Genomic DNA, 18,467 nt, shown 5'->3' with positions numbered 1-18,467 from the left:
CATCTAACGCATTTCTAGCTGTTGTGAGTTTTCCTTTATCAGCTTGTTCTACCAATACTCTAGCTGCTTCATCTAGTTTTTGTTTCACTCCATTCACAGCTGTTTGTGAAGTTTCCACTTCTTCTTTACTTGCATCTGCACCTTTATCTGCGATAGTTTTAGCTTCAGTCTTCACTCTTTCCAACTCTGCTTTTAGCGCTTCGTATTTTTGATTATACACTTCAACACTCTTTGGTGTTTTGTTATCGGTAGAAGCCTTTTCCAACGCTTCAGCACTTGTTTTCAATGTATTTCTAGCTGTTTCACTCGCTGCTTCTTTCAATTGATTTTTAGCTCGGTTTAATGCTTCAGTTTTAGCACTAACTGTATTCAGAGCTGTTGAAACCTTATCTGCAGTTGCGTTTTTATCCTGAATCACTTCATCAGCTTTTCGAACAGCGTCTTCTGCTTCTTGTTTTGCAGTCTTATACGCAGTAGCCGTACTTGTTGTCTTACCTGTTGTTGGATCTGCTTCTTTCGTTAATTCATCTAACGCATTTCTAGCCTCTATTAGTTTCGATTTATCCACCGGCGCTGTTGCCTTAATACTATTTGCTGAAAAGTCCGTCTTCAATCCTTCGTAATATGTAGTATTTGTTCCTTTCTGAACATACGCCACTACAAGTCTAAGATTATCCGTTCCTATTCCTTTTGTTTGATCACTATATTTAGTAGGAACAAAATCAAAGCTCCCATCTGCCTTTACTAGGGCTTCCGCAACAACATGATAACCATCTGCCTCTGGTAAGAAACTATAGGGATTTTGCCGTCCTCCGGTTACTAAATAAGCTTTTAACTCAGCATCAGATGGAAGATTGTTAGACTCCGCCGTTGTGCCAATATTACCAGAAACTACTGGTTTCTCATTAGATTTTCCTTCTAAATCTTGACTAGTTGTTGTAAATCTTGGGGTAGGTAGAGGACGAGCAATGCTTACTGTGGTATGTTCACTATGACCTGCACTATCTGTAGCTGTGACAACGATATTAGATAAACCATGTTTATTGCTAGGAATACGACCTGTTAAGTCTACATATCCCCTCGATCCTATAGTTTTCAAACTTGACTTCGTCAATCCCAAGCCATCTAGTCCTTGGACATCGATATTTGTAATAGTACGACCACTTAGAGACTCAGCTATCAATCGAATATTATTCCCGACCGCTTCACCCGTCAGTACTGGTACGACTTTTTTAGTAGAATACTGAGGGTCAGAGCTTTTTCCAGTAGCTAATCCCACCCTCAAACTTGAAGTTTCCCTAGAATGTCTTAGATTTCCATCTAAATTAGCCGCTTCTCCCTGCTGAAGTTGACTAGCCTTTCTATACTCTTCAAGCGCCGCATTAAAAATCTCCTGATCAACAAGTCCAGTTTCCGATGTTCCCAATGCTGCATTGAATTTTTCGTATGCTGCATTGAGGTTTTTGACTTGTTCTTGATTTTCATCACTATTCTTGAGCCTTTGAAGAAGCTTGTGTATATCATCTGATAGAGAGTAACTTCCTTCACCATTTATATAACTTGTACTACTTGCAACACTTTCCTCTTTCTGATTCTCTACACTTCTATCTTGAGATTGAGGTGATTTGCTTCGGCGACCTATAGATGCTGTTTCCTCTTCCGACTCCGATTGAGCTTCTTTTTTATCTTTTTCTTCCTCAAACACGGGAGATGATTCACCAGACACAGGTTTAACTACACCATCAACTTTTTCGTCACCTGTATTCTCTACTGTTGACTTAGTTTTTCCTTCACTATCTTTAGATGGAGTTCCTGGCTCTTTTTTCTCTGTTCCTTGAGTTTTTGCTTCCGTTCCTGCTTGTCCTACGTTTGGATTTTGACTGCTTGCCTCTGATGGGCTTAGGGCAGATGGATTGTCAGGTTTGACATCTCCATCCTGAGCGACCACTGCTGTACTTGCTTCTGCCGCTTGCACTTCTGTCGCTGGATTAGCCACAAAAAAGACAGACCCTAGCAAGACTGAGGCTGCTCCGATTGAAAACTTGCGTATAGAAAAGCGTTGGCGCTCATTCATTTTAAACTGTTTCATAGTTTTTCCTTTCTTTCTACCCTGTCTTTGCTCCTCTAGCCATGTTCATGCAGGCATCAACTCGCAATAAAAACAGGAAAACATGACCTTTTCTCATCTTGAACAAATGACAAAAAGCCCATTGTTTACTAACACTTAATTATATCAACTTAGTTCCCTTTCCTCAACCTCACTTTGTTTTAGAAAATCGATAATTATATATATATATATATATGCATGTTGCTTATTTTAAAGGATTTAGAGGCTTCTTATTTGTAAATTTAGTATATTTTTCATTATTTTCAGAAATTTTAAATTTATATGACATTCAAAAGAAGCTGTTCGTCTTGCTATCTATCGCCAGAAAGACCTATCCTAGACTCAGCAAATAAAAAAACAGGCTCTCCAAAAAATCAGAAATCCTGAGATATTATTTGATATAACTCCTATCCCAAATCACTTGATGTAGGCTCTCCCAGCTTTGTCGAGTAGCAGAGGTAGACTAACCATGACAAAAATCAGCCATAGCCAGACTCGTAAAAGCCCAGATAAATATAGGAAAGAAGCAAAGAGAAAGACCGATAGCAACATCATACCCAAAGTCTCTCCAAAATTCCTGCAAATAAATAAAGCCAAAGGAGAGATAAAGGATAAAGAGACTAAAGCAAAAACGCTTGCCTGTCTTTTAGTACAAAAAGCACACCTTGACCAGATGGTTTTCCTTACCGTTAGTGCTGATTTTACAACAATGCCTCAAACTCAGACACAGTCATTCCCAATTGCTGACTGGCAACCTCAGAAGTCAGAAGTCCTTGACGTACTAGATTTAGTAGCATGGACAAACTTCCTTCGACTTTCCCACGCTCCAGTCCCTGTTCAAGACCCTCTGCACGACCACGTTCAAGACCACGCTCTAAACCTTTTTCCTCTGCTTGTTCCAAGGCATAGTCCTGCGCTAACAAGGCTTGTTCTTCGCGCATACGTAGTTGACTAAACATTTTTCTGTCCTCCTCGGACCAGCTCTTGTAATCTAGCAGTTGGTCTGCTTGACTAATAGCTCGCTCGGGTTGTTGAGTAAAGGGCTTGTTCCCAAAAAACTCCAACCACGGCTTGCGAACCTCGTCTTTGCTGGTTTCTCTGTATTTTCTTAATTCCAAGAACGCCATCTTGACTAGATGATGTTCCTGTCCATTATTGGTGATGGTTAAAACCTCACCTGTCATGTCCTCGCGCATACTAAAACTATGAAAAGCCAAGTCATCTGAGAAGTAGTTGCTATCTACAATTGCAATAGCATAAACTGGTGCGATGTGTTTATAGCTCTGGTGGGTATCACCTTCACGTTGGCGAATTTTTTCAAGATTTTGATTAACCTGACTGCACAGGTAAGCCCACAGGCGATTGATGAAAAAATTCTGATGATGCACCTGAATCTCAATAATTACCTGCGTGCCATTGTCCAACTCCGCCAAAACATCTATACTTGTATAGAAGTCCTGGGCCGAGTAGGGCAGAGAAGGCAAGACGTGAATATTGCTCCCCTCCAAAATGGTTACATTTTTAGCTGGCAAGTCCAGCATATCGCGAATAAATTGACAAGTGATTTCTGGATTGCTAAAGATTTTCTTAGCAACCAAGTCATTGGTCGGGCTAATGCCCGGATGTCTGAGAATCATTCTTTCTCTCCTTTCATTATAGCACATTTTTTAATCTAATTTACTAGATTTGATGCTTCTATCTATTTATTCGGAAAAGAAATTAAAAGTCTCCTAATTTTTAATCAATTCTTTCTGATGGATATAGAGAATAAAAGAATCTTCCCAATTTCTAGTACTATTTTAGAAGTTATAGTGTAGCATTCCAACTTCAAAGCACCATAAAGTCGATTGAAATAAGAACAAGACAAACAATTCTCGTAAACGAATTGCAATCACAAAAAAGCAAGCATTCACAAGAATACTTACCTATCATGGAAGGAATAGTTGTTCCTCTTTTTTATGACTAAAATTCAAAGAATTCCAGAGCTTTTTTCAAGAGCAAATCCGTATATTCTGGATCTTCTTGGGCTACTTCTATTTCCCACTGAACTTTTTCCAAATCATCTGTAATCACTCCATCTACTCCTAAGTGAAGAGATTTGCTGATAGCTTCTGAATCATTGACAGTCCAGACATAAAGTTTCTGGTCCGTTGTCCATAGTTTGCTTACAAAATATTCATCCAAGGTCGAGTACTCCATAGTATATCCTGTCGCCCTTGTTTTAGGAAAGACAGAATTGTAGGGCATGATAAAATAAACTGGCAGTTCGGCATCATACTGTCTTACTTTTTCAACAACATGGTAGTCTAAAGACTGGATTTGATGTCCATAAATCTTGAGCTTTGCAGCATAACGGGCTAAAAAGCGGTCCATCATGTCTGGACTATCTTTTTTACTGGTTTTGATTTCAATTAGTAATTTTTGACCAAGTTCGTTGGCTCGACTGAGATAATCTTCAAAGCTTGAAATTTTAGTCTGGTAGCCATTTTCAAAAATATCAATCCCTTTAAGCTCCTCCAAGTTTAAGTCTTGAGGACTTTTATTGATACCTGCTAGATTTTTCAAGTTAGCATCATGCATCATGACAAACTGCCCATCTTTTGTTTCCTGCACGTCCGTCTCCACCAAGTCTGGTTTGAGTTGTGCTGTAGTTTCTAAGGACTCTACTGTATTTTGAATCCCATTTGCATTGGAAACCCCTCGGTGAGAAATAAGCTGAGGTAGATGAACCATGGGAGCCTCCAGATAAATATAACCTTCTAGGGCAAAGAAAAGACTGGCACAAGTCATGACTCCCCATCGCATGATGTGATCTTTTTCTCTCCTAGGAAGCATATCCAGCTCCTTTCCTGTCAAAAATGAAACAAATTTAACCAAAAAGTAAGTCAGAGCCATATAATAAAGATTTTTAATCACGACAAAATTCAAAATACCAAGAATCAGAGACTCTCTCTGAGTGATGTCATCTACCAAAGTTTGAGCCAATAACAAAGGAATCAAAGGAAGATAAAATAATAAATTTGCCTTGAGCAAGATATAAAATAAATTCCAAGCATAAAAAGCAACTCTTTTCTTGGTTTTCTCCAAGCTAAACATCACTGCTTCTCGAACAGTCAGCTGATCATATACAATCTTCGGAAGGGCAAACATCAATCTGACAGAGATATAGAGAAAAATAAGAGATAGAAGTAGGATGCTCAGCCACCACATCCAATATTTATCTTCTAAATAATCTTGGATAAACTCTGGAATGACGATTTTATTGAGATAATAAATCTTCAGCATTTTCCGTATAAAAGGAAAAAGCATAGCTATATAGAAAAAGATAAACAAGGCTTTGGCGCAAGTTAGCTTTTTCATAAATCCAAAACTTTCATGGAAAACCTTGCGGATATACTCAATTAGCCTTCGCTTTTCATGATAGAGAAGATGACGAGCACCAATAAAGAGGAGTCCTATTTGAAAATAAGCAACCAGAAGGTTAATGACAATCAAGGCTAAAAAAGCTAGACTAATCAATGGAGAATGAGTGAGGATGGCTAAGACATTGTTATAGGAAATAAAAAGATAACCTGTCTGATCTAATAAGAAGCTAGCTAACCATGAATTGAATGGGACCCACAAATACTCCACTATCATAAAAATCAAGAAAAAGAGAAAGAGGATTTTATCAAGATTGAGGTAAATCTGTTTAAAACCCAATTTTTTAGGTTTTTCAGGTTTCATAGGCACTCCTAGTCAAATAATTGAGATAAGTCCAAGCCACCAAAAGGATTGTTTGATAAGCTACTTTCCGTCTCTAACAATTCTCTAGCTTGATCTGATTCTAGGAAGGACTCATACACACGCGCCGTCATCCGAGCATCCTCCAAGCTATTATGGGACTGACCTTGAAATCCAAGAAATGAGGCAACAGTTTGCAATTTGAGATTGGCAATACCATGTAAATCCGAACTGCGACGTTCAAAAGCTTCATCATACAGATCCACCTTGTACTGCTGGCTGTAGTCTAAACCATGCTCTGCTAGAATAGGCAAATCACTTTTAGCAGCATTGTAACCAACCATCGGTAAAGCACCCACAAACTCTTGGAAATCTTTTATGACTTCCTCCACTGGAGGAGCATCTTTTAAGGTCTCAGCTGTAATCCCTGTCAAACCATTGATAAAACTTTTTAAGGGAACACTGGTATGGACATAGGAATCATGGGTATCGATTTCCTGACCATCTCTAAAACGCACTGCCGATACTTGAATCAAGTGTGTTTGTCCTTCGTGCTGATTAAATTCTAAGTCAAAAGCAATGTAATCTTCTAATCGTTCCATTTTCTACCTCTCCTATACTGTTATTTTATACTCTTCGAAAATCTCTTCAAACCGCGTCAGCTTCGCCTTGCCGTAGATATAGTTACTGACTTCGTCAGTTTCATCCGCAACCTCAAAAACATGTTTTGAGCTGACTTCNNGATTTTCATTGAGTATTAATTGAGCAACTATACTATTTAGAAATAAAAGAAGCCATCAGGTTAGCACTTAACCTAAACAGCTCCTTGATTATCCTCCAAATAAACGAGCAAAAAAGCCTTTCTTAGTTGATTGGACTTCTTCTTTTGCTTGGTCCAGCTCTAGCTTAAGATTTTCTTGATCCTTCATGGCTTGAAGGGTCAATTGTTGCTGCTGATCAAGTTGTTTGTCTTTCTCAGCAATCTGACGGTCTTTGATGCGCATCTGCTCGTCTTTTTCTGATAACTGACGATCCTTGGCTTTTAATTGTTCATAGAGACGAAGAATTTCTGCATTCTTCTCATCAACCAGAATCTCCATCAGTTCACGTTGCTTGACATCTTCACTGACAGGCTCATCTTCAAAAATCGTTTTTTTATAGATTTCTTCTAGCTTGATCAAGCCACTTCTGGTAACGACTGTTACCCCTTTGTCATTTTTATCTGTGTCTTCTTCTGGTAATTCTTTGACACGGTTATTGATTGCTTGGCGAGATAATCCTAAAACCTCTGCAATCTCACTGACGGTCATTTCAATACTCATAATATCCTCTGAAACGTTTTCTAGCTTTTCTTTACTTAAATCTTATCATAAGCTAGAAAAACTGTCAAATTTCCGCTTAATCTAAAGCCTTCAAAAAGGCTAATAAGACTTGGGCAGAGCGACGTCCAGCTTCGATAATAAACTCATCAAAAGAGATGTTTGCTTCATGGTTGGCATTGTCACTCATAGCGCGGATGACTAAGACTGGAAGATTAAGGGCATGCGCCGCCTGAGCAATAGCTGCCCCCTCCATCTCAACGGCTAAAACTTCTGGGAAATGGGACTTAATCGCTTCTATCTTATCATTTCCTGCAACAAAACTATCTCCTGTAGCAATCAAACCAAGATGCCAATTTTGATCCAATTGAGATAAACTCTCTTGGATTTTGGCAACAAAGGTTTTATATGATTCAAAATAAAGCGGTTGTTGCGCCATTTGTCCATAAGCATAGCCAAAAGCTGTGACATCCACGTCATGATAGGCTAATTTGTCAGCAATCACGACATCCCCAACAGCGATACCCTCTGCTACTGCTCCAGCAGATCCCGTGTTAATCAAAGCATCCACTTGAAAATGATCAGCCAAAATCGCCACACTCATAGCAGACATGACCTTACCAATTCCACTTTCTACAAGAACGACTTCATACGAGGTAATGGTTCCTGTATGATAGGTATTGCCTAAAACAACTTGCTCCTGGGCATTGTCTAAATGCTGGACCAGATAAGACAGTTCTTCTGGCATAGCCGCAATAATTCCTATTTTCATTTCAATTCCTTTTCCATTACAAAAGTTTCATTGCTAAGACAAGCAAAATCAAGAGAAAGATGACTGCAAATAAGATTTTATTCAATTTAGAATTGAAGACATTTCTCTTGGTATTTTCAATGCGACGGCTTTTATGAATAGACGGTTCGACCTGAATCTTCAAGGTTTCCTGGCTAAAACCATGATCCTTAGGATTGGCATAACCAAAACGGGAAGAAGAGGTTGGTAAAATCTTAGTCTCCTCATTATCATCTAGCAAAGGAGGACCTGAAATTTTTTCGCCTCTATTAGCTCTTTCAATCATTTCATCCGTTAATAAAGGTTTACCCATACTGACCTCCTCTATTTTTTGTACAATTCCCAATACTGAACAGCCATAATTGTCTTGGCATCACAGATATGACCTGATTGAATCAATTCCTTGGCTTCTTCTAAGCTCACTTCAAGGACTTCTAAGGTCTCGTCCTCGTCCTGCGGGCGCGGATTTTCTACCTTTGTCAAATCGCTGGCTAGGTATAGTTTTAACTTTTCATTACAGAAGCCAATGGCTGAATAGAAGTCATACAAGAGTTCTAATTTGCCTGTATAGGCTGTTTCTTCCTCTAATTCACGCAGTGCTGCTGCGACAGGGTCTGTATTTTCTCCTACTTCCAATTTTCCTGCTGGAATCTCGTAAGAGACAGCCTCGATAGCTTTGCGGTACTGCTTGACCAAGATGAGTTTTTGTTCATCCGTTACTGCTAAAACACAGACAGCTCCATTGTGGAAAATTAAATCTCGTTGAGCAGTTCCTTTACCTTCTGGTAATTCAACCTGATCTTGAACCAGTTTAAATATTGGTCCTTGATAGATTTCTTTTCGACTAAGCGTTTTTTCTTCAAATTCCATGATAGGCTCCTACTGATTCTTAGGATGATGAGGAAGATGTGTTGCATATTCGTCTTTATTAACCTGACGTCCACGACCAATCGCAATCGCATCCGCTGGGACATCTTTAGTAATAGTTGAACCAGCACCAACGAGGGAATTGTCACCTAACTCAACTGGCGCAATAATGGTTGAATTTGAACCGACAAAGACATTGTTACCGATGACTGTCTTGTATTTGTTTTTACCGTCATAGTTGACTGTAATGGTTCCTGCACCGAAATTAACCTTGCTACCCACTTCACAGTTTCCGATATAAGTCAAATGACCAGCCTTGGTATTCTCACCGATTGAAGAACCTTTCACCTCAACAAAGTTACCAATATGAACTTGGGCACCCAGACTTGAACCTGGACGAATGTGGGCATAAGGACCGACAGTTACGCCATCAGCAACACTACTTTCCTCAATCATAGAGTTCGTAATGATAGCTCCTGCTCCGATAGTGCTATCCACTACATAAGTACCATTTGTCAAAACAGTCTCAGCACCAATTTTCGTTTGCCCCTTCAAGGTAACATTGGCTTCGATTTGAACTTCGGGAGCAATCTCAACATCAATATCGATATAAGTTGCTTCTGGATTGACAAAGCTAACACCATTGACCATGTGTTGGTGATTGATGCGACGACGCATGACTGACTCAGCGGTCGCAAGAGCCACACGGTCATTTACACCAAGACTTTCATCAAAATCTTTCAAAGTATAAGCACCAACTTTTTCACCAGCTTCACGGAAAATACCAATGACATCTGTAATATAGTATTCACCTTGAGCATTGTTGGTGTTGATATTTTTCAAAGCCTCAAACAAACGCTCGTTGTCAAAAACGTAAGTTCCTGTGTTGATTTCCTTGATTTGTTTTTCAAAATCTGTGGCATCCTTTTGCTCAACAATACGAAGAACCTCAGCATTGTCATTACGAACAATTCGTCCATAGCCAAAAGGATTATCCGTTTCAGCAGTCAAGATAGTCGCCACATTTTTATGATTGATGTGGAAATCAATCAAGTTTTTCAAACTTTCACCAGTGATTAAAGGAGTATCTCCTGCAATGACCAAGGTGTGACCGGACAAACCTTCTAAGATTGGCTCTGTCATCATAACTGCATGGCCAGTCCCTAACTGTTCAGATTGAGTCACAAATTCTGTCTGTCCAGCCAAGACCTGCTCAACCAATTCTGCCTTGTGTCCCACAACTGTTACTGTCTTTTCAGGTTGGATAGCTCCCACACTACGAAAAACATGTTCCAACATAGAAATACCCGCAACCTTGTGCAACACTTTTGGCAAATCAGATTTCATGCGAGTCCCTTTACCCGCTGCTAAAATAATGGCAAAATTTGACATAATCTTCTCTTTTCTGTAGAAATTCCCTTTTATTATACCATATTTCAAATCATTCCGCGCTCTTGAATGAAAAAATGCTCCAAAGTCCTTTCCTTAACCCATTTTTTTGATTTTTTTTGATTTTTAGGGTAAAATCATAAGATATGAGAAAACAAATTCATCCACTTATTTTATTTGGTTTTTTTGGGATTATAATGTTCATTTTAATCATCAATCGCCCACTTAATGACAACCAATCCTTTAAAACAAAATCCAACATAGCGCAGATTGAAGCACAGGCTTTGAAACACTTAGACAAACCGATTATTGACCTCTCTGGCTGGCAGCGTCCTGAGGAAATCAACTACGATGCCCTCTCACAAAATATTTCAGGCGCTATTGTTCGTGTTCACAGTGGTGCTCAAACGACAAAAGAAAATGATGCTTCCTTTATCAATGGAATAGACAAGGCCTATAAGAGTCATATCACTGAACTTCAAAAGCGGAATGTCCCCGTTGGGGTCTACGCTTATGTAGCTGGAAAAAGTGTCCAAGAAATGGAAAAAGCCGCTGAGGTTTTCTACAATGCAGCCTCTCCTTACAGCCCTAGTTACTATTGGCTAGACGTAGAAGACAAAACCATGTCCAATATGAACGAGGGTGTTGAAGCTTTTCGCGCAAAACTAGCATCACTAGGTGCTAAAAACATCGGCATCTACGTTGGTGTCTACTTTATGGAAGAACATAGTATTGAGACAGGCAAGTTTACCTCTGTTTGGATTCCGTCCTACGGCTCAGACTCAGGATTTTTGGAGAGCAGTCCTAAAACTGATTTAGATTATGACATCCACCAATACACATCTAAAGGAAAAATTGCCGGCTTTGACCACAATTTGGATATCAACGTCATCTCTCCCTTAAAAAACAAAGAAGAAACCTTTAGAAAAATCTTTTTAAAACCTTAAAAGCATTTGTTTATCATTTGCTTTTTCTTTTTGTGTTTGATTGTGATACAATATAGTAAGGATTTTTTGAAATAGAAATAGTTGGAGGAACTATATGCTCTCATGGTTAGCGCGCATTATTAAAGGGATTGTGATTGCTCTTGGATTTATTCTACCGGGAATTTCCGGAGGGGTTCTAGCAGCAATCTTAGGAATTTATGAACGAATGATTGGTTTTCTGGCCCATCCTTTTAAAGACTTTAAAGAAAATGTTTTGTACTTTATTCCAGTTGCCATCGGTATGCTTCTGGGAATCGGCTTATTTTCCTACCCAATTGAATACCTGCTTGAAAATTATCAGGTCTTTGTCTTATGGAGCTTTGCGGGTGCCATCATTGGTACAGTTCCTAGCCTCCTCAAGGAATCAACTCGAGAATCTGACAGAGACAAGATTGATTTGGCTTGGTTCTGGACAACCTTTATCATTTCTGGACTAGGACTCTATGCCTTAAATTTTGTCGTTGGAACCTTAAGTGCTAGCTTTCTTAATTTGGTCCTAGCAGGTGCACTGCTGGCTCTTGGCGTATTGGTGCCTGGCCTCAGTCCATCAAATCTACTTTTGATTTTGGGTCTCTATGCTCCTATGTTGACTGGTTTCAAAACCTTTGACCTCTTGGGAACTTTCTTCCCGATTGGAATCGGAGCAGGTGCAACTCTCATCATTTTTTCAAAATTGATGGATTATGCCTTAAACAACTACCACTCACGCGTCTATCATTTCATCATCGGTATCGTCCTATCAAGTACCCTTTTGATCTTGATTCCAAATGCAGGAAACGCTGAAAGTATCCAATACACAGGACTTTCACTTGTCGGTTATGTCATCATCGCCTTCTTCTTTGCGCTGGGAATCTGGCTTGGTATTTGGATGAGTCAATTGGAGGATAAATATAAATAATGGCAAAAAAAGTTAAAATCAAAAAAACATTGGTGGAACAAATCCTGTCTAAAGCAGGTATCCCACATCAGGGAATTCAAATCAATGCCCTGGAAGGAGAGCTGCCTCAAGGTTATGGACGAGATCAGATTTTCAAAACCTTGGCTCTTTTAGGAGACAAGACAGGACCGATTATCGGAATTGTGCCTATCACTCAACACTTATCGGAAAAGAAACTAGCTAAAATTTCTGGTAATAAAAAAGTGAGCATGATTCCACAAAAGGACTTAGAAAAAACAACTGGTTACATTCATGGAGCCAATAATCCTGTCGGAATTCGTCAGAAACACAATTATCCCATTTTTATCGATAAAATTGCTCTAGACTTGGATCAAATGATTGTCTCTGCTGGCGAAGTTGGTCACAGCATTATCGTAGCGCCACAAGACCTGGCTAGCTTTGTAAAGGCAGACTTTGTAGATATTTTGGAGGACAGCAAGTAATGAAACTCTACTTTGTCCGCCACGGTCGTACCGTCTGGAACCAAGAAGGGCGTTTTCAAGGTGCTAGTGGAGATTCTCCCCTTCTTCCTGAATCCATTGAAACCCTAAAACAACTTGGCCAATATCTCAAGGAAATTCCTTTTGATCAGATTTATGCAAGTGATTTACCTCGAGCGGTCAAATCTGCTGAGATTATCCAAAGTCAACTCAAGACACCCTGTCCTTTAGAAAGTGTTCCGAATCTCCGTGAATGGCAGCTAGGTAAATTAGAAGGTTTGAAAATTGCAACCTTGGAAGCTATTTACCCGCAACAAATCCAGGCTTTTCGTTCAAATCTTGCTCAATTTGACACTCAAATGTTCGGAGCCGAATCCCTCTATAGCACAACACAACGAACTATCCAATTTATCAAATCATTAAAAGATAGTCCAGCTGAGCGTATTCTAATTGTCGGTCACGGTGCTAATCTTACTGCTAGTCTTCGTACTCTTCTAGGTTATAAAGAACCACTTCTTCGTAAAGAGGGCGGTCTAGCAAATGCCAGCCTAACCATTCTAGAAACCCATGATTTTGAAACATTCACTCTCGATACGTGGAATGATACTTCCTATCAATCATAATTATAGCCTAGTCTTCTGAACTAGAACAATAGGAGATATAGTCAGTTGAAACAAAAATAAGACAAAAGAGCCTCGTAAAAAGGTATTGCAACTTGCCAATACCTTTTTGATATGAACACGTGTCTTCTCAACAGGATTGTAGAGCAAAATGAAATAAGAACTGAATAATGTGATTTGAGAATTTAAATCAATTTATAAGAATTTTTTAGAAGCAGTGATGTACTAGTTCAGATTCACTTTTCTATACTAATACTCTTCGAAAATCTCTTCAAACCGCGTCAACGTCACCTTGCCGTACTCAAGTACAACCTGCGGCTAGTTTCCNNTTCATTGAGTATAAGATGAGTAGGGAGGAAGAAGTAAAAGTTTATGTCCAAACTCTTCACATAAGAACTCTAGCTTACCCATTCTATGGAATCTTGCATTATCCATTAAAACTTCCAACTAATACTCTTCTAAAATCTATTCAAACCATGTCAGCGTCACATTATATATGTTGGTGACCTCATAAGTCTTATCTGTAACCTCAAAGCTGTTCTTTGAGCAGCCTACAGCTAGCTTTCTAGTTTAATCTTTGCTTTTCACTGAGTAGCAAGTTAAAAAATGAGGCTGGTCAAAAAGTCTTTAAAATCAAAAAACGCATAATATCAGGTATTGAAAACCTTGTACTATGCGTTTTATTGTGGGAAGATTTACTTCATTTTTTCCTGAAGTCGAGTTTTTTCCCTGACTTATTGATTTGGACTATTCTTTTGATGAACTGCTTGAGCTTGAATCTCCACCACCGATATATTGGGTAAAGATATTTTGGAAGGCTTGGTCCTTAACCTTGATATTGGCTGCTTGCAATTCTTTTCCGATAATGCTTTGAACAAATGTTGAATCATTTTGTTTTTGAGTCAAGATAACAGTTTTTAATTTTTCTTTGTAGTCATCAATATTAGATGATTTTTCTGTTTTCTTAATGAGTTTTACAATGTAATATTGGCTACTGTAGGCTTGTGTGCCAGTTGCTGTAATCACATCAGAAACGCCGTTTACATCTAAAGCAAAAGCAGCTTTTTTAACTTGTTCCGGTACTTCTGTTGAAGCAGAATCAAAGGTGATTTCTCCACCATTCGCTTTAGTTTTCTCATCAGTTGAGTTATCTTTGGCTAATTGGGCAAAGTCAGCACCTTCTGCCTTGGCTTTTTCGAGAACTTCTTTGGCCTTATCTTCATTATCAAGACGGATGATTTGAGCCGTTACATCTGGAGTATATTCGTCAAAGGCCTTCTTGTAAGCATCATCTGTCAATTCAGCTTCTGCTGCCTTCTTAACTGCCAACTCAACTAATTTACTTGTACGAATTTGAGCTTTACGTGTTTCAAGGGTCATTCCTGCTTGTGACAAGACACGTTGGTAGTTCTCACCATATTGTTTCTCTTCTTCGGCAATAGTATCATCAACCTCTTTATCATCAAGCTCTGAGCCATATTGTTTTTCAAAAACTTTTTGGATGGTCATATTTAACAAGACTTGTTGGGCTGAAGGGTTGCTTTTCACTTGCTCATAAAATTGATGTTCTGTGATGACATCCCCTTTCATGCTGATAAGGTCTGCCCCTTCTGAACCTTTCGAACAAGCTGCTAAAGTTGCTACTGATAATAGTGTAATGGCACCTGCCAATAGTTTTTTCTTCATGTCTACTCCTTTGAGATAAGTGTTACTCTATCTATTTTACTATATTTTCTTAAATTTTTCTGAAAATCATTCGCTGTCAGGCAATTGAACATCTGCTACATTTTTACGAAGCATGAGAATGCCGTCTCCCAGAGGTACTAATGTTGCGGTAAGTCCTGGATTGTCTAAGGTTGCGTCAAATAGTCTTTGAAGTCCTCGATAGATGGTTCGCTGACCTCGACGGACTTCTATAATGTCCTTGGCAACATCACCGCCTTGAAAAATATCATCCAAGACAACCACACCACCGACTTCCAAATGTTTGAGGATTTCTGGCAGAAAGACGATGTATTTAGACTTGGCTGAATCCATAAAGACGAAATCATAGGACTCTGTCAAGGTAGATAAGACATCTACCGCATCTCCTTCTAGGAGTGTGATTTGCTTACGACTGTCAAATTGAGCAAAATTTTCCTTGGCAAAACCAATCATTTCTGGATTGCGATCAATGGTTGTAATCTTAGCATTTGGCGCATGCTCTGCCATCAAGAGAGCTGAAAAACCGATGGCCGTCCCAATTTCCAGAATGTTTTTAGGTTGCATGGTTTCCATAAGAAAACGGAAATAAGCAACCGTTTCATGGGGGATAATGGGAATATTTTCCTTACGGGCAAAATCTTCCAATCCTTTCAAAGATCCTGTGACTTGCTTTTGACGCTGACGCATCAAGTCTACAATTTCTTCCTTGACAACAGGGCGACGCATGTTATGGTTAGCATTTTTACTATACGATTCAACCATCTTATGCCAATCCCAATTTTTCAACAAGGGCTTCAAACTCATTCAAACGGCGTTCGAAGACTGCAAAGGCATCGTTGAGGTAGTCTTCCTTCTCCATATCAACACCAGCTTTTCTCATGACATTAAGTGGATAGTCAGACTTGCCTGCCTTGAGGTAGTCGATATAGCGGTCACGGTCTTCTTGACTACCATGGACAATCTTTTCAGCCAGGGCTGAGGCTGCTGCAAATCCAGTTGAATATTGATACACATAGTAGTTATAGTAGAAGTGTGGAATGCGAGCCCACTCGTATTGAATTTCAGGATTGTCTTCCTTACTCAAACCATAATACTCCTGGTTCAAGTCTGCGTAGAGTTTATTTAGGAAATCGCTTGTCAAGACTTCCCCATTTTGGTCCGCTTGGTGAATGGCGTGTTCAAACTCAGCAAATTGAGTTTGGCGGAAAACTGTTCCACGGAAACCATCTAAGAAGTTATTGAGAATAGCAAAGCGCGTTGCGTCGTCTTCCACTTCTTCCAATAATTTCTCCGTCAAGATATTTTCATTAGTGGTTGAGGCAATCTCAGCCAAGAAGATCGAATAATCTCCGTAAACATAAGGCTGCGTTTCACGAGTATAGCTAGAATGCATGCTGTGGCCTGTCTCATGAACAAGGGTAAAAAGATTGTCCAGATTGTCCTGCCAGTTGAGAAGCATAAAGGCATTGGTATCGTAAGAACCACCAGAATAGGCCCCTGAACGCTTGCCTTGATTTTCATAAACATCAATCCAACGCTCGCTGAAGGCACGTTTAACACGGCTCAAGTAATCTTCACCCAAGACTGCCAAGGCATCTTCTGCCTTTTTCAAGGCTTCTTGGTAGGTAAAACTATATTCAACAGATGAAAGCGGTGTGTAGACATCGTACATCTTGAGGTCTGAAATTCCCAGGATTTTTGAACGAAGTTCAAGGTAACGATGCAAGAGTGGCAAATGCTTGCGAACTGCTGCTACCAAGTTGTCATAAACACTTTCTGGAACAAAATTTGCCGCTAGGGCTGCATGACGAGCACTCTTGTAGTTGCGAACTTTGGCACGATAGTTTTGAACCTTAACATTTGTTTGCAAGGTTTTAGCATAAGTATGTTGGAATTGCTCATAAGTTGCATAAAGGGCTTGATAGGCACCACGACGCACCTCACGGTTTTTAGACTCCATCAGACGTGTGTAAGTCCCATGAGAGAGCTGAACTTCCTTACCATCATCGTCAAGAACATAAGGGAAAACAATATCCGCATTGTCCAAGATAGCGAAGGTTTCACTTGCCGAACCAAAGATTTCTCCAGCGCCAGCCAATAATTCTTCTTCACGTTGTGAAAGAACGTGATCCTTGCCTTGCAAAAGCTTGTCAAAATAGTGTTGATAAACCTGCAATTTTGGTTGAGCTTCTAAAAAGTCAGCATACTGCTTTTCACTAATCTCCATAAATTCAGGTTCATAGAATGAAAAGGCTTGGTCTAGCTGGCTGTAGAGTGTCATGGCTTTGGCATAGTACTCTTGGTACTTGGCTTCACGTGTGTCCTGATCATTCTTCATATGAGCATAAACGTAAAGCTTCTCCATTTGGCGTTCCATTTCAAGAGAAAATTCAGTAATTTCGAGTAGGCTATCCGCACTATCCAAGAGATGGCCTTCATACTGGGCTACTGTCTCCAATTGTTCTGTTAAATCTTTTAAGGCTTCTTCCCAAGCCTGGTCAGTTGGGTAGATCGTTGATAGATCCCATGTATCATTTTCATTTATTTCATTTCTTTGTAATACCATTAGATTCCTCCATCCTTTCTATTCTACCATATTTTTCAAGAAATATTGCTGATAAAAGGCTGGTGGATAGAGCTTTTGCCAATCATTTTGAGGATTTTGTTGATAATAGGTTTGAAAATGCTTATAATAGCTAGTCAAATCTTGCTCAATTTGGCAAAAATCACCTACTAGTGGTCGAATTTGTGGATACCATTCTTTCAGCCCATAATTCAGGACATTTTCTCCCTTTTGATAGGCTTCTGCTTGTTCTTTCATCCAAATGGGATTTTGATAATAAAGTTGCTGTCGGATATAGCGACAGATGTCCTTGTCCTGAGAAACTGTAAAATGAGATATTTTTTGTTTCTTATAGGGAAAACGTAATATCTCCAGTAGACTAGCTTGACCATAGGGAAATTCCTTAATCTGATAATGGAGTTTGCCGCGGAGATCCTGGTGAATCAGGTATTTGAGTCTTAAAACTTGTTTTTCACGGTCTAATTCCCAAACATAAAATCCCATGTTGTGACTGAAATAGAGAAACCCTTCTTGTAGACGAGTCAACCGCTCCTTGAGCCACAGTTTTTCTCCCAACAACCACAGTACTTGGTAACCCTGACTACGATAGCCCTCGCTACGCTCTTTAAGAACTTTTTGAGGCAAGTGACTACATTGAACCTCTAAAGCTAGATTGCCATTTACAAATACATCCGCAATCTGTTTAAGCTCTGGAAGCGGGTATTCTAATTGCACCTCAGCCTCTGTTTTCAACCAGTGATAAAGGGATTCTTTATTTGCCAGGTGTTCTGGGCTTTCATTTTCAGAGGAATAATCACAGTCTTTTAAAGATTTATGTGCAAAATGGGTCCGGACACTTGGTCCTTGACGCAAACGGAGCTGACCTCCACAAGCTGGGCAGGTGTAGGCTTGCTTCTCAAGCTTATCCTCTAACACATTTACCAATTCTCCCCTAGCATCTCTCGCAACAAACATGATTTCCCTCCTTTTCTATATTATTCGTAAAAAAAGAAAAAAGATCA

The 18,467-nt window shown here is 39.5% G+C and carries 17 protein-coding genes and 1 pseudogene; 4 read left to right on the top strand and 14 right to left on the bottom strand.

The window, feature by feature from the left end; genetic code table 11:
- From HT697_RS06370 to glmU, 9 genes are all read right to left on the bottom strand, one after another.
- The coding region (locus HT697_RS06370; RefSeq protein WP_173262587.1) for a YSIRK-type signal peptide-containing protein at nt 1-2,089 on the bottom strand (2,089 nt) is incomplete at its 3' end.
- Between the two features lie 719 nt (nt 2,090-2,808).
- Complete coding sequence (locus HT697_RS06365) at nt 2,809-3,744, bottom strand: Rpn family recombination-promoting nuclease/putative transposase (protein ID WP_173262584.1); 936 nt, start codon at nt 3,742-3,744, stop codon at nt 2,809-2,811.
- Nucleotides 3,745-4,069: 325 nt separating this feature from the next.
- The gene (locus HT697_RS06360) at nt 4,070-5,833 is read right to left on the bottom strand and encodes a glycerophosphodiester phosphodiesterase (protein ID WP_172924590.1); all 1,764 of its coding nucleotides are present in this window, start codon (nt 5,831-5,833) and stop codon (nt 4,070-4,072) included.
- Between the two features lie 8 nt (nt 5,834-5,841).
- On the bottom strand, nt 5,842-6,432 hold the full coding sequence (locus HT697_RS06355) for a 3'-5' exonuclease (RefSeq protein WP_173262581.1): 591 nt from the start codon (nt 6,430-6,432) through the stop codon (nt 5,842-5,844).
- A 228-nt stretch (nt 6,433-6,660) separates the two neighbouring features.
- Entirely contained in the window at nt 6,661-7,152 is a 492-nt protein-coding gene (gene rocS / locus HT697_RS06350) for a chromosome segregation protein RocS (RefSeq protein ID WP_000021242.1), read from the bottom strand.
- Nucleotides 7,153-7,228: 76 nt separating this feature from the next.
- The gene (locus tag HT697_RS06345; protein ID WP_173262578.1) at nt 7,229-7,921 is read right to left on the bottom strand and encodes a 5'-methylthioadenosine/adenosylhomocysteine nucleosidase; all 693 of its coding nucleotides are present in this window, start codon (nt 7,919-7,921) and stop codon (nt 7,229-7,231) included.
- Between the two features lie 16 nt (nt 7,922-7,937).
- On the bottom strand, nt 7,938-8,252 hold the full coding sequence (macP, locus tag HT697_RS06340) for a cell wall synthase accessory phosphoprotein MacP (protein WP_000517865.1): 315 nt from the start codon (nt 8,250-8,252) through the stop codon (nt 7,938-7,940).
- Between the two features lie 11 nt (nt 8,253-8,263).
- Nucleotides 8,264-8,809, bottom strand: coding sequence for an NUDIX hydrolase (locus HT697_RS06335; protein WP_166731888.1), 546 nt, complete (start codon nt 8,807-8,809; stop codon nt 8,264-8,266).
- A gap of 9 nt (nt 8,810-8,818) precedes the next feature.
- Nucleotides 8,819-10,198: a bifunctional UDP-N-acetylglucosamine diphosphorylase/glucosamine-1-phosphate N-acetyltransferase GlmU gene (gene glmU, locus HT697_RS06330; RefSeq protein ID WP_173262575.1), complete on the bottom strand. Its 1,380-nt coding sequence runs from the start codon at nt 10,196-10,198 to the stop codon at nt 8,819-8,821.
- 143 nt (nt 10,199-10,341) lie between these two features.
- Between glmU and HT697_RS06325 the strand changes: the two genes are divergently transcribed.
- The 4 genes from HT697_RS06325 to HT697_RS06310 all read left to right on the top strand — a co-directional run bounded on the left by HT697_RS06325 (nt 10,342) and on the right by HT697_RS06310 (nt 13,181).
- On the top strand, nt 10,342-11,142 hold the full coding sequence (locus tag HT697_RS06325) for a glycoside hydrolase family 25 protein (RefSeq protein WP_173262572.1): 801 nt from the start codon (nt 10,342-10,344) through the stop codon (nt 11,140-11,142).
- A gap of 94 nt (nt 11,143-11,236) precedes the next feature.
- Nucleotides 11,237-12,079, top strand: a complete 843-nt coding sequence (locus HT697_RS06320; protein WP_173262569.1) for a DUF368 domain-containing protein — start codon at nt 11,237-11,239, stop codon at nt 12,077-12,079.
- Entirely contained in the window at nt 12,079-12,561 is a 483-nt protein-coding gene (locus HT697_RS06315) for an aminoacyl-tRNA deacylase (RefSeq protein ID WP_173262566.1), read from the top strand. Before HT697_RS06320 ends, HT697_RS06315 begins: the two co-directional genes overlap by 1 nt.
- A complete protein-coding gene (locus tag HT697_RS06310; protein ID WP_173262563.1) occupies nt 12,561-13,181 on the top strand; it encodes a histidine phosphatase family protein in 621 nt (206 codons plus the stop codon). Before HT697_RS06315 ends, HT697_RS06310 begins: the two co-directional genes overlap by 1 nt.
- Nucleotides 13,182-13,523: 342 nt before the next feature.
- Here HT697_RS06310 and HT697_RS06305 read toward each other — a convergent pair.
- The 5 genes and pseudogenes from HT697_RS06305 to HT697_RS06285 form a co-directional block, all read right to left on the bottom strand.
- Nucleotides 13,524-13,619, bottom strand: a pseudogene (locus tag HT697_RS06305) (IS630 family transposase); the annotation flags it as partial.
- 306 nt (nt 13,620-13,925) lie between these two features.
- Nucleotides 13,926-14,864: a peptidylprolyl isomerase PrsA gene (gene prsA, locus HT697_RS06300; protein WP_173262560.1), complete on the bottom strand. Its 939-nt coding sequence runs from the start codon at nt 14,862-14,864 to the stop codon at nt 13,926-13,928.
- A 66-nt stretch (nt 14,865-14,930) separates the two neighbouring features.
- A complete protein-coding gene (locus HT697_RS06295; RefSeq protein ID WP_112443783.1) occupies nt 14,931-15,644 on the bottom strand; it encodes an O-methyltransferase in 714 nt (237 codons plus the stop codon).
- Nucleotide 15,645: 1 nt separating this feature from the next.
- The gene (pepF, locus tag HT697_RS06290) at nt 15,646-17,448 is read right to left on the bottom strand and encodes an oligoendopeptidase F (RefSeq protein ID WP_173262557.1); all 1,803 of its coding nucleotides are present in this window, start codon (nt 17,446-17,448) and stop codon (nt 15,646-15,648) included.
- A gap of 18 nt (nt 17,449-17,466) precedes the next feature.
- Nucleotides 17,467-18,420 carry a competence protein CoiA gene (locus HT697_RS06285; RefSeq protein WP_173262555.1) on the bottom strand — a complete coding sequence of 318 codons (954 nt, stop codon included), beginning with the start codon at nt 18,418-18,420 and terminating at the stop codon, nt 17,467-17,469.
- Between the last annotated feature and the right edge of the window lie 47 nt (nt 18,421-18,467).

This window comes from Streptococcus sp. 1621, assembly GCF_013276615.1.
Classification (GTDB): Bacteria; Bacillota; Bacilli; order Lactobacillales; family Streptococcaceae; genus Streptococcus.
Note: the sequence above shows the minus strand (reverse complement) of the source record. Positions and strands in the feature narration are given on the sequence as shown.

Coding starts and splice junctions, on each gene's coding strand:
- HT697_RS06365 (WP_173262584.1), bottom strand. CDS start 3,744: ATGATTCTCAGACATCCGGGCATTAGCCCGACCAATGACTTGGTTGCT.
- HT697_RS06360 (WP_172924590.1), bottom strand. CDS start 5,833: ATGAAACCTGAAAAACCTAAAAAATTGGGTTTTAAACAGATTTACCTC.
- HT697_RS06355 (WP_173262581.1), bottom strand. CDS start 6,432: ATGGAACGATTAGAAGATTACATTGCTTTTGACTTAGAATTTAATCAG.
- rocS (WP_000021242.1), bottom strand. CDS start 7,152: ATGAGTATTGAAATGACCGTCAGTGAGATTGCAGAGGTTTTAGGATTA.
- HT697_RS06345 (WP_173262578.1), bottom strand. CDS start 7,921: ATGAAAATAGGAATTATTGCGGCTATGCCAGAAGAACTGTCTTATCTG.
- macP (WP_000517865.1), bottom strand. CDS start 8,252: ATGGGTAAACCTTTATTAACGGATGAAATGATTGAAAGAGCTAATAGA.
- HT697_RS06335 (WP_166731888.1), bottom strand. CDS start 8,809: ATGGAATTTGAAGAAAAAACGCTTAGTCGAAAAGAAATCTATCAAGGA.
- glmU (WP_173262575.1), bottom strand. CDS start 10,198: ATGTCAAATTTTGCCATTATTTTAGCAGCGGGTAAAGGGACTCGCATG.
- HT697_RS06325 (WP_173262572.1), top strand. CDS start 10,342: ATGAGAAAACAAATTCATCCACTTATTTTATTTGGTTTTTTTGGGATT.
- HT697_RS06320 (WP_173262569.1), top strand. CDS start 11,237: ATGCTCTCATGGTTAGCGCGCATTATTAAAGGGATTGTGATTGCTCTT.
- HT697_RS06315 (WP_173262566.1), top strand. CDS start 12,079: ATGGCAAAAAAAGTTAAAATCAAAAAAACATTGGTGGAACAAATCCTG.
- HT697_RS06310 (WP_173262563.1), top strand. CDS start 12,561: ATGAAACTCTACTTTGTCCGCCACGGTCGTACCGTCTGGAACCAAGAA.
- prsA (WP_173262560.1), bottom strand. CDS start 14,864: ATGAAGAAAAAACTATTGGCAGGTGCCATTACACTATTATCAGTAGCA.
- HT697_RS06295 (WP_112443783.1), bottom strand. CDS start 15,644: ATGGTTGAATCGTATAGTAAAAATGCTAACCATAACATGCGTCGCCCT.
- pepF (WP_173262557.1), bottom strand. CDS start 17,448: ATGGTATTACAAAGAAATGAAATAAATGAAAATGATACATGGGATCTA.
- HT697_RS06285 (WP_173262555.1), bottom strand. CDS start 18,420: ATGTTTGTTGCGAGAGATGCTAGGGGAGAATTGGTAAATGTGTTAGAG.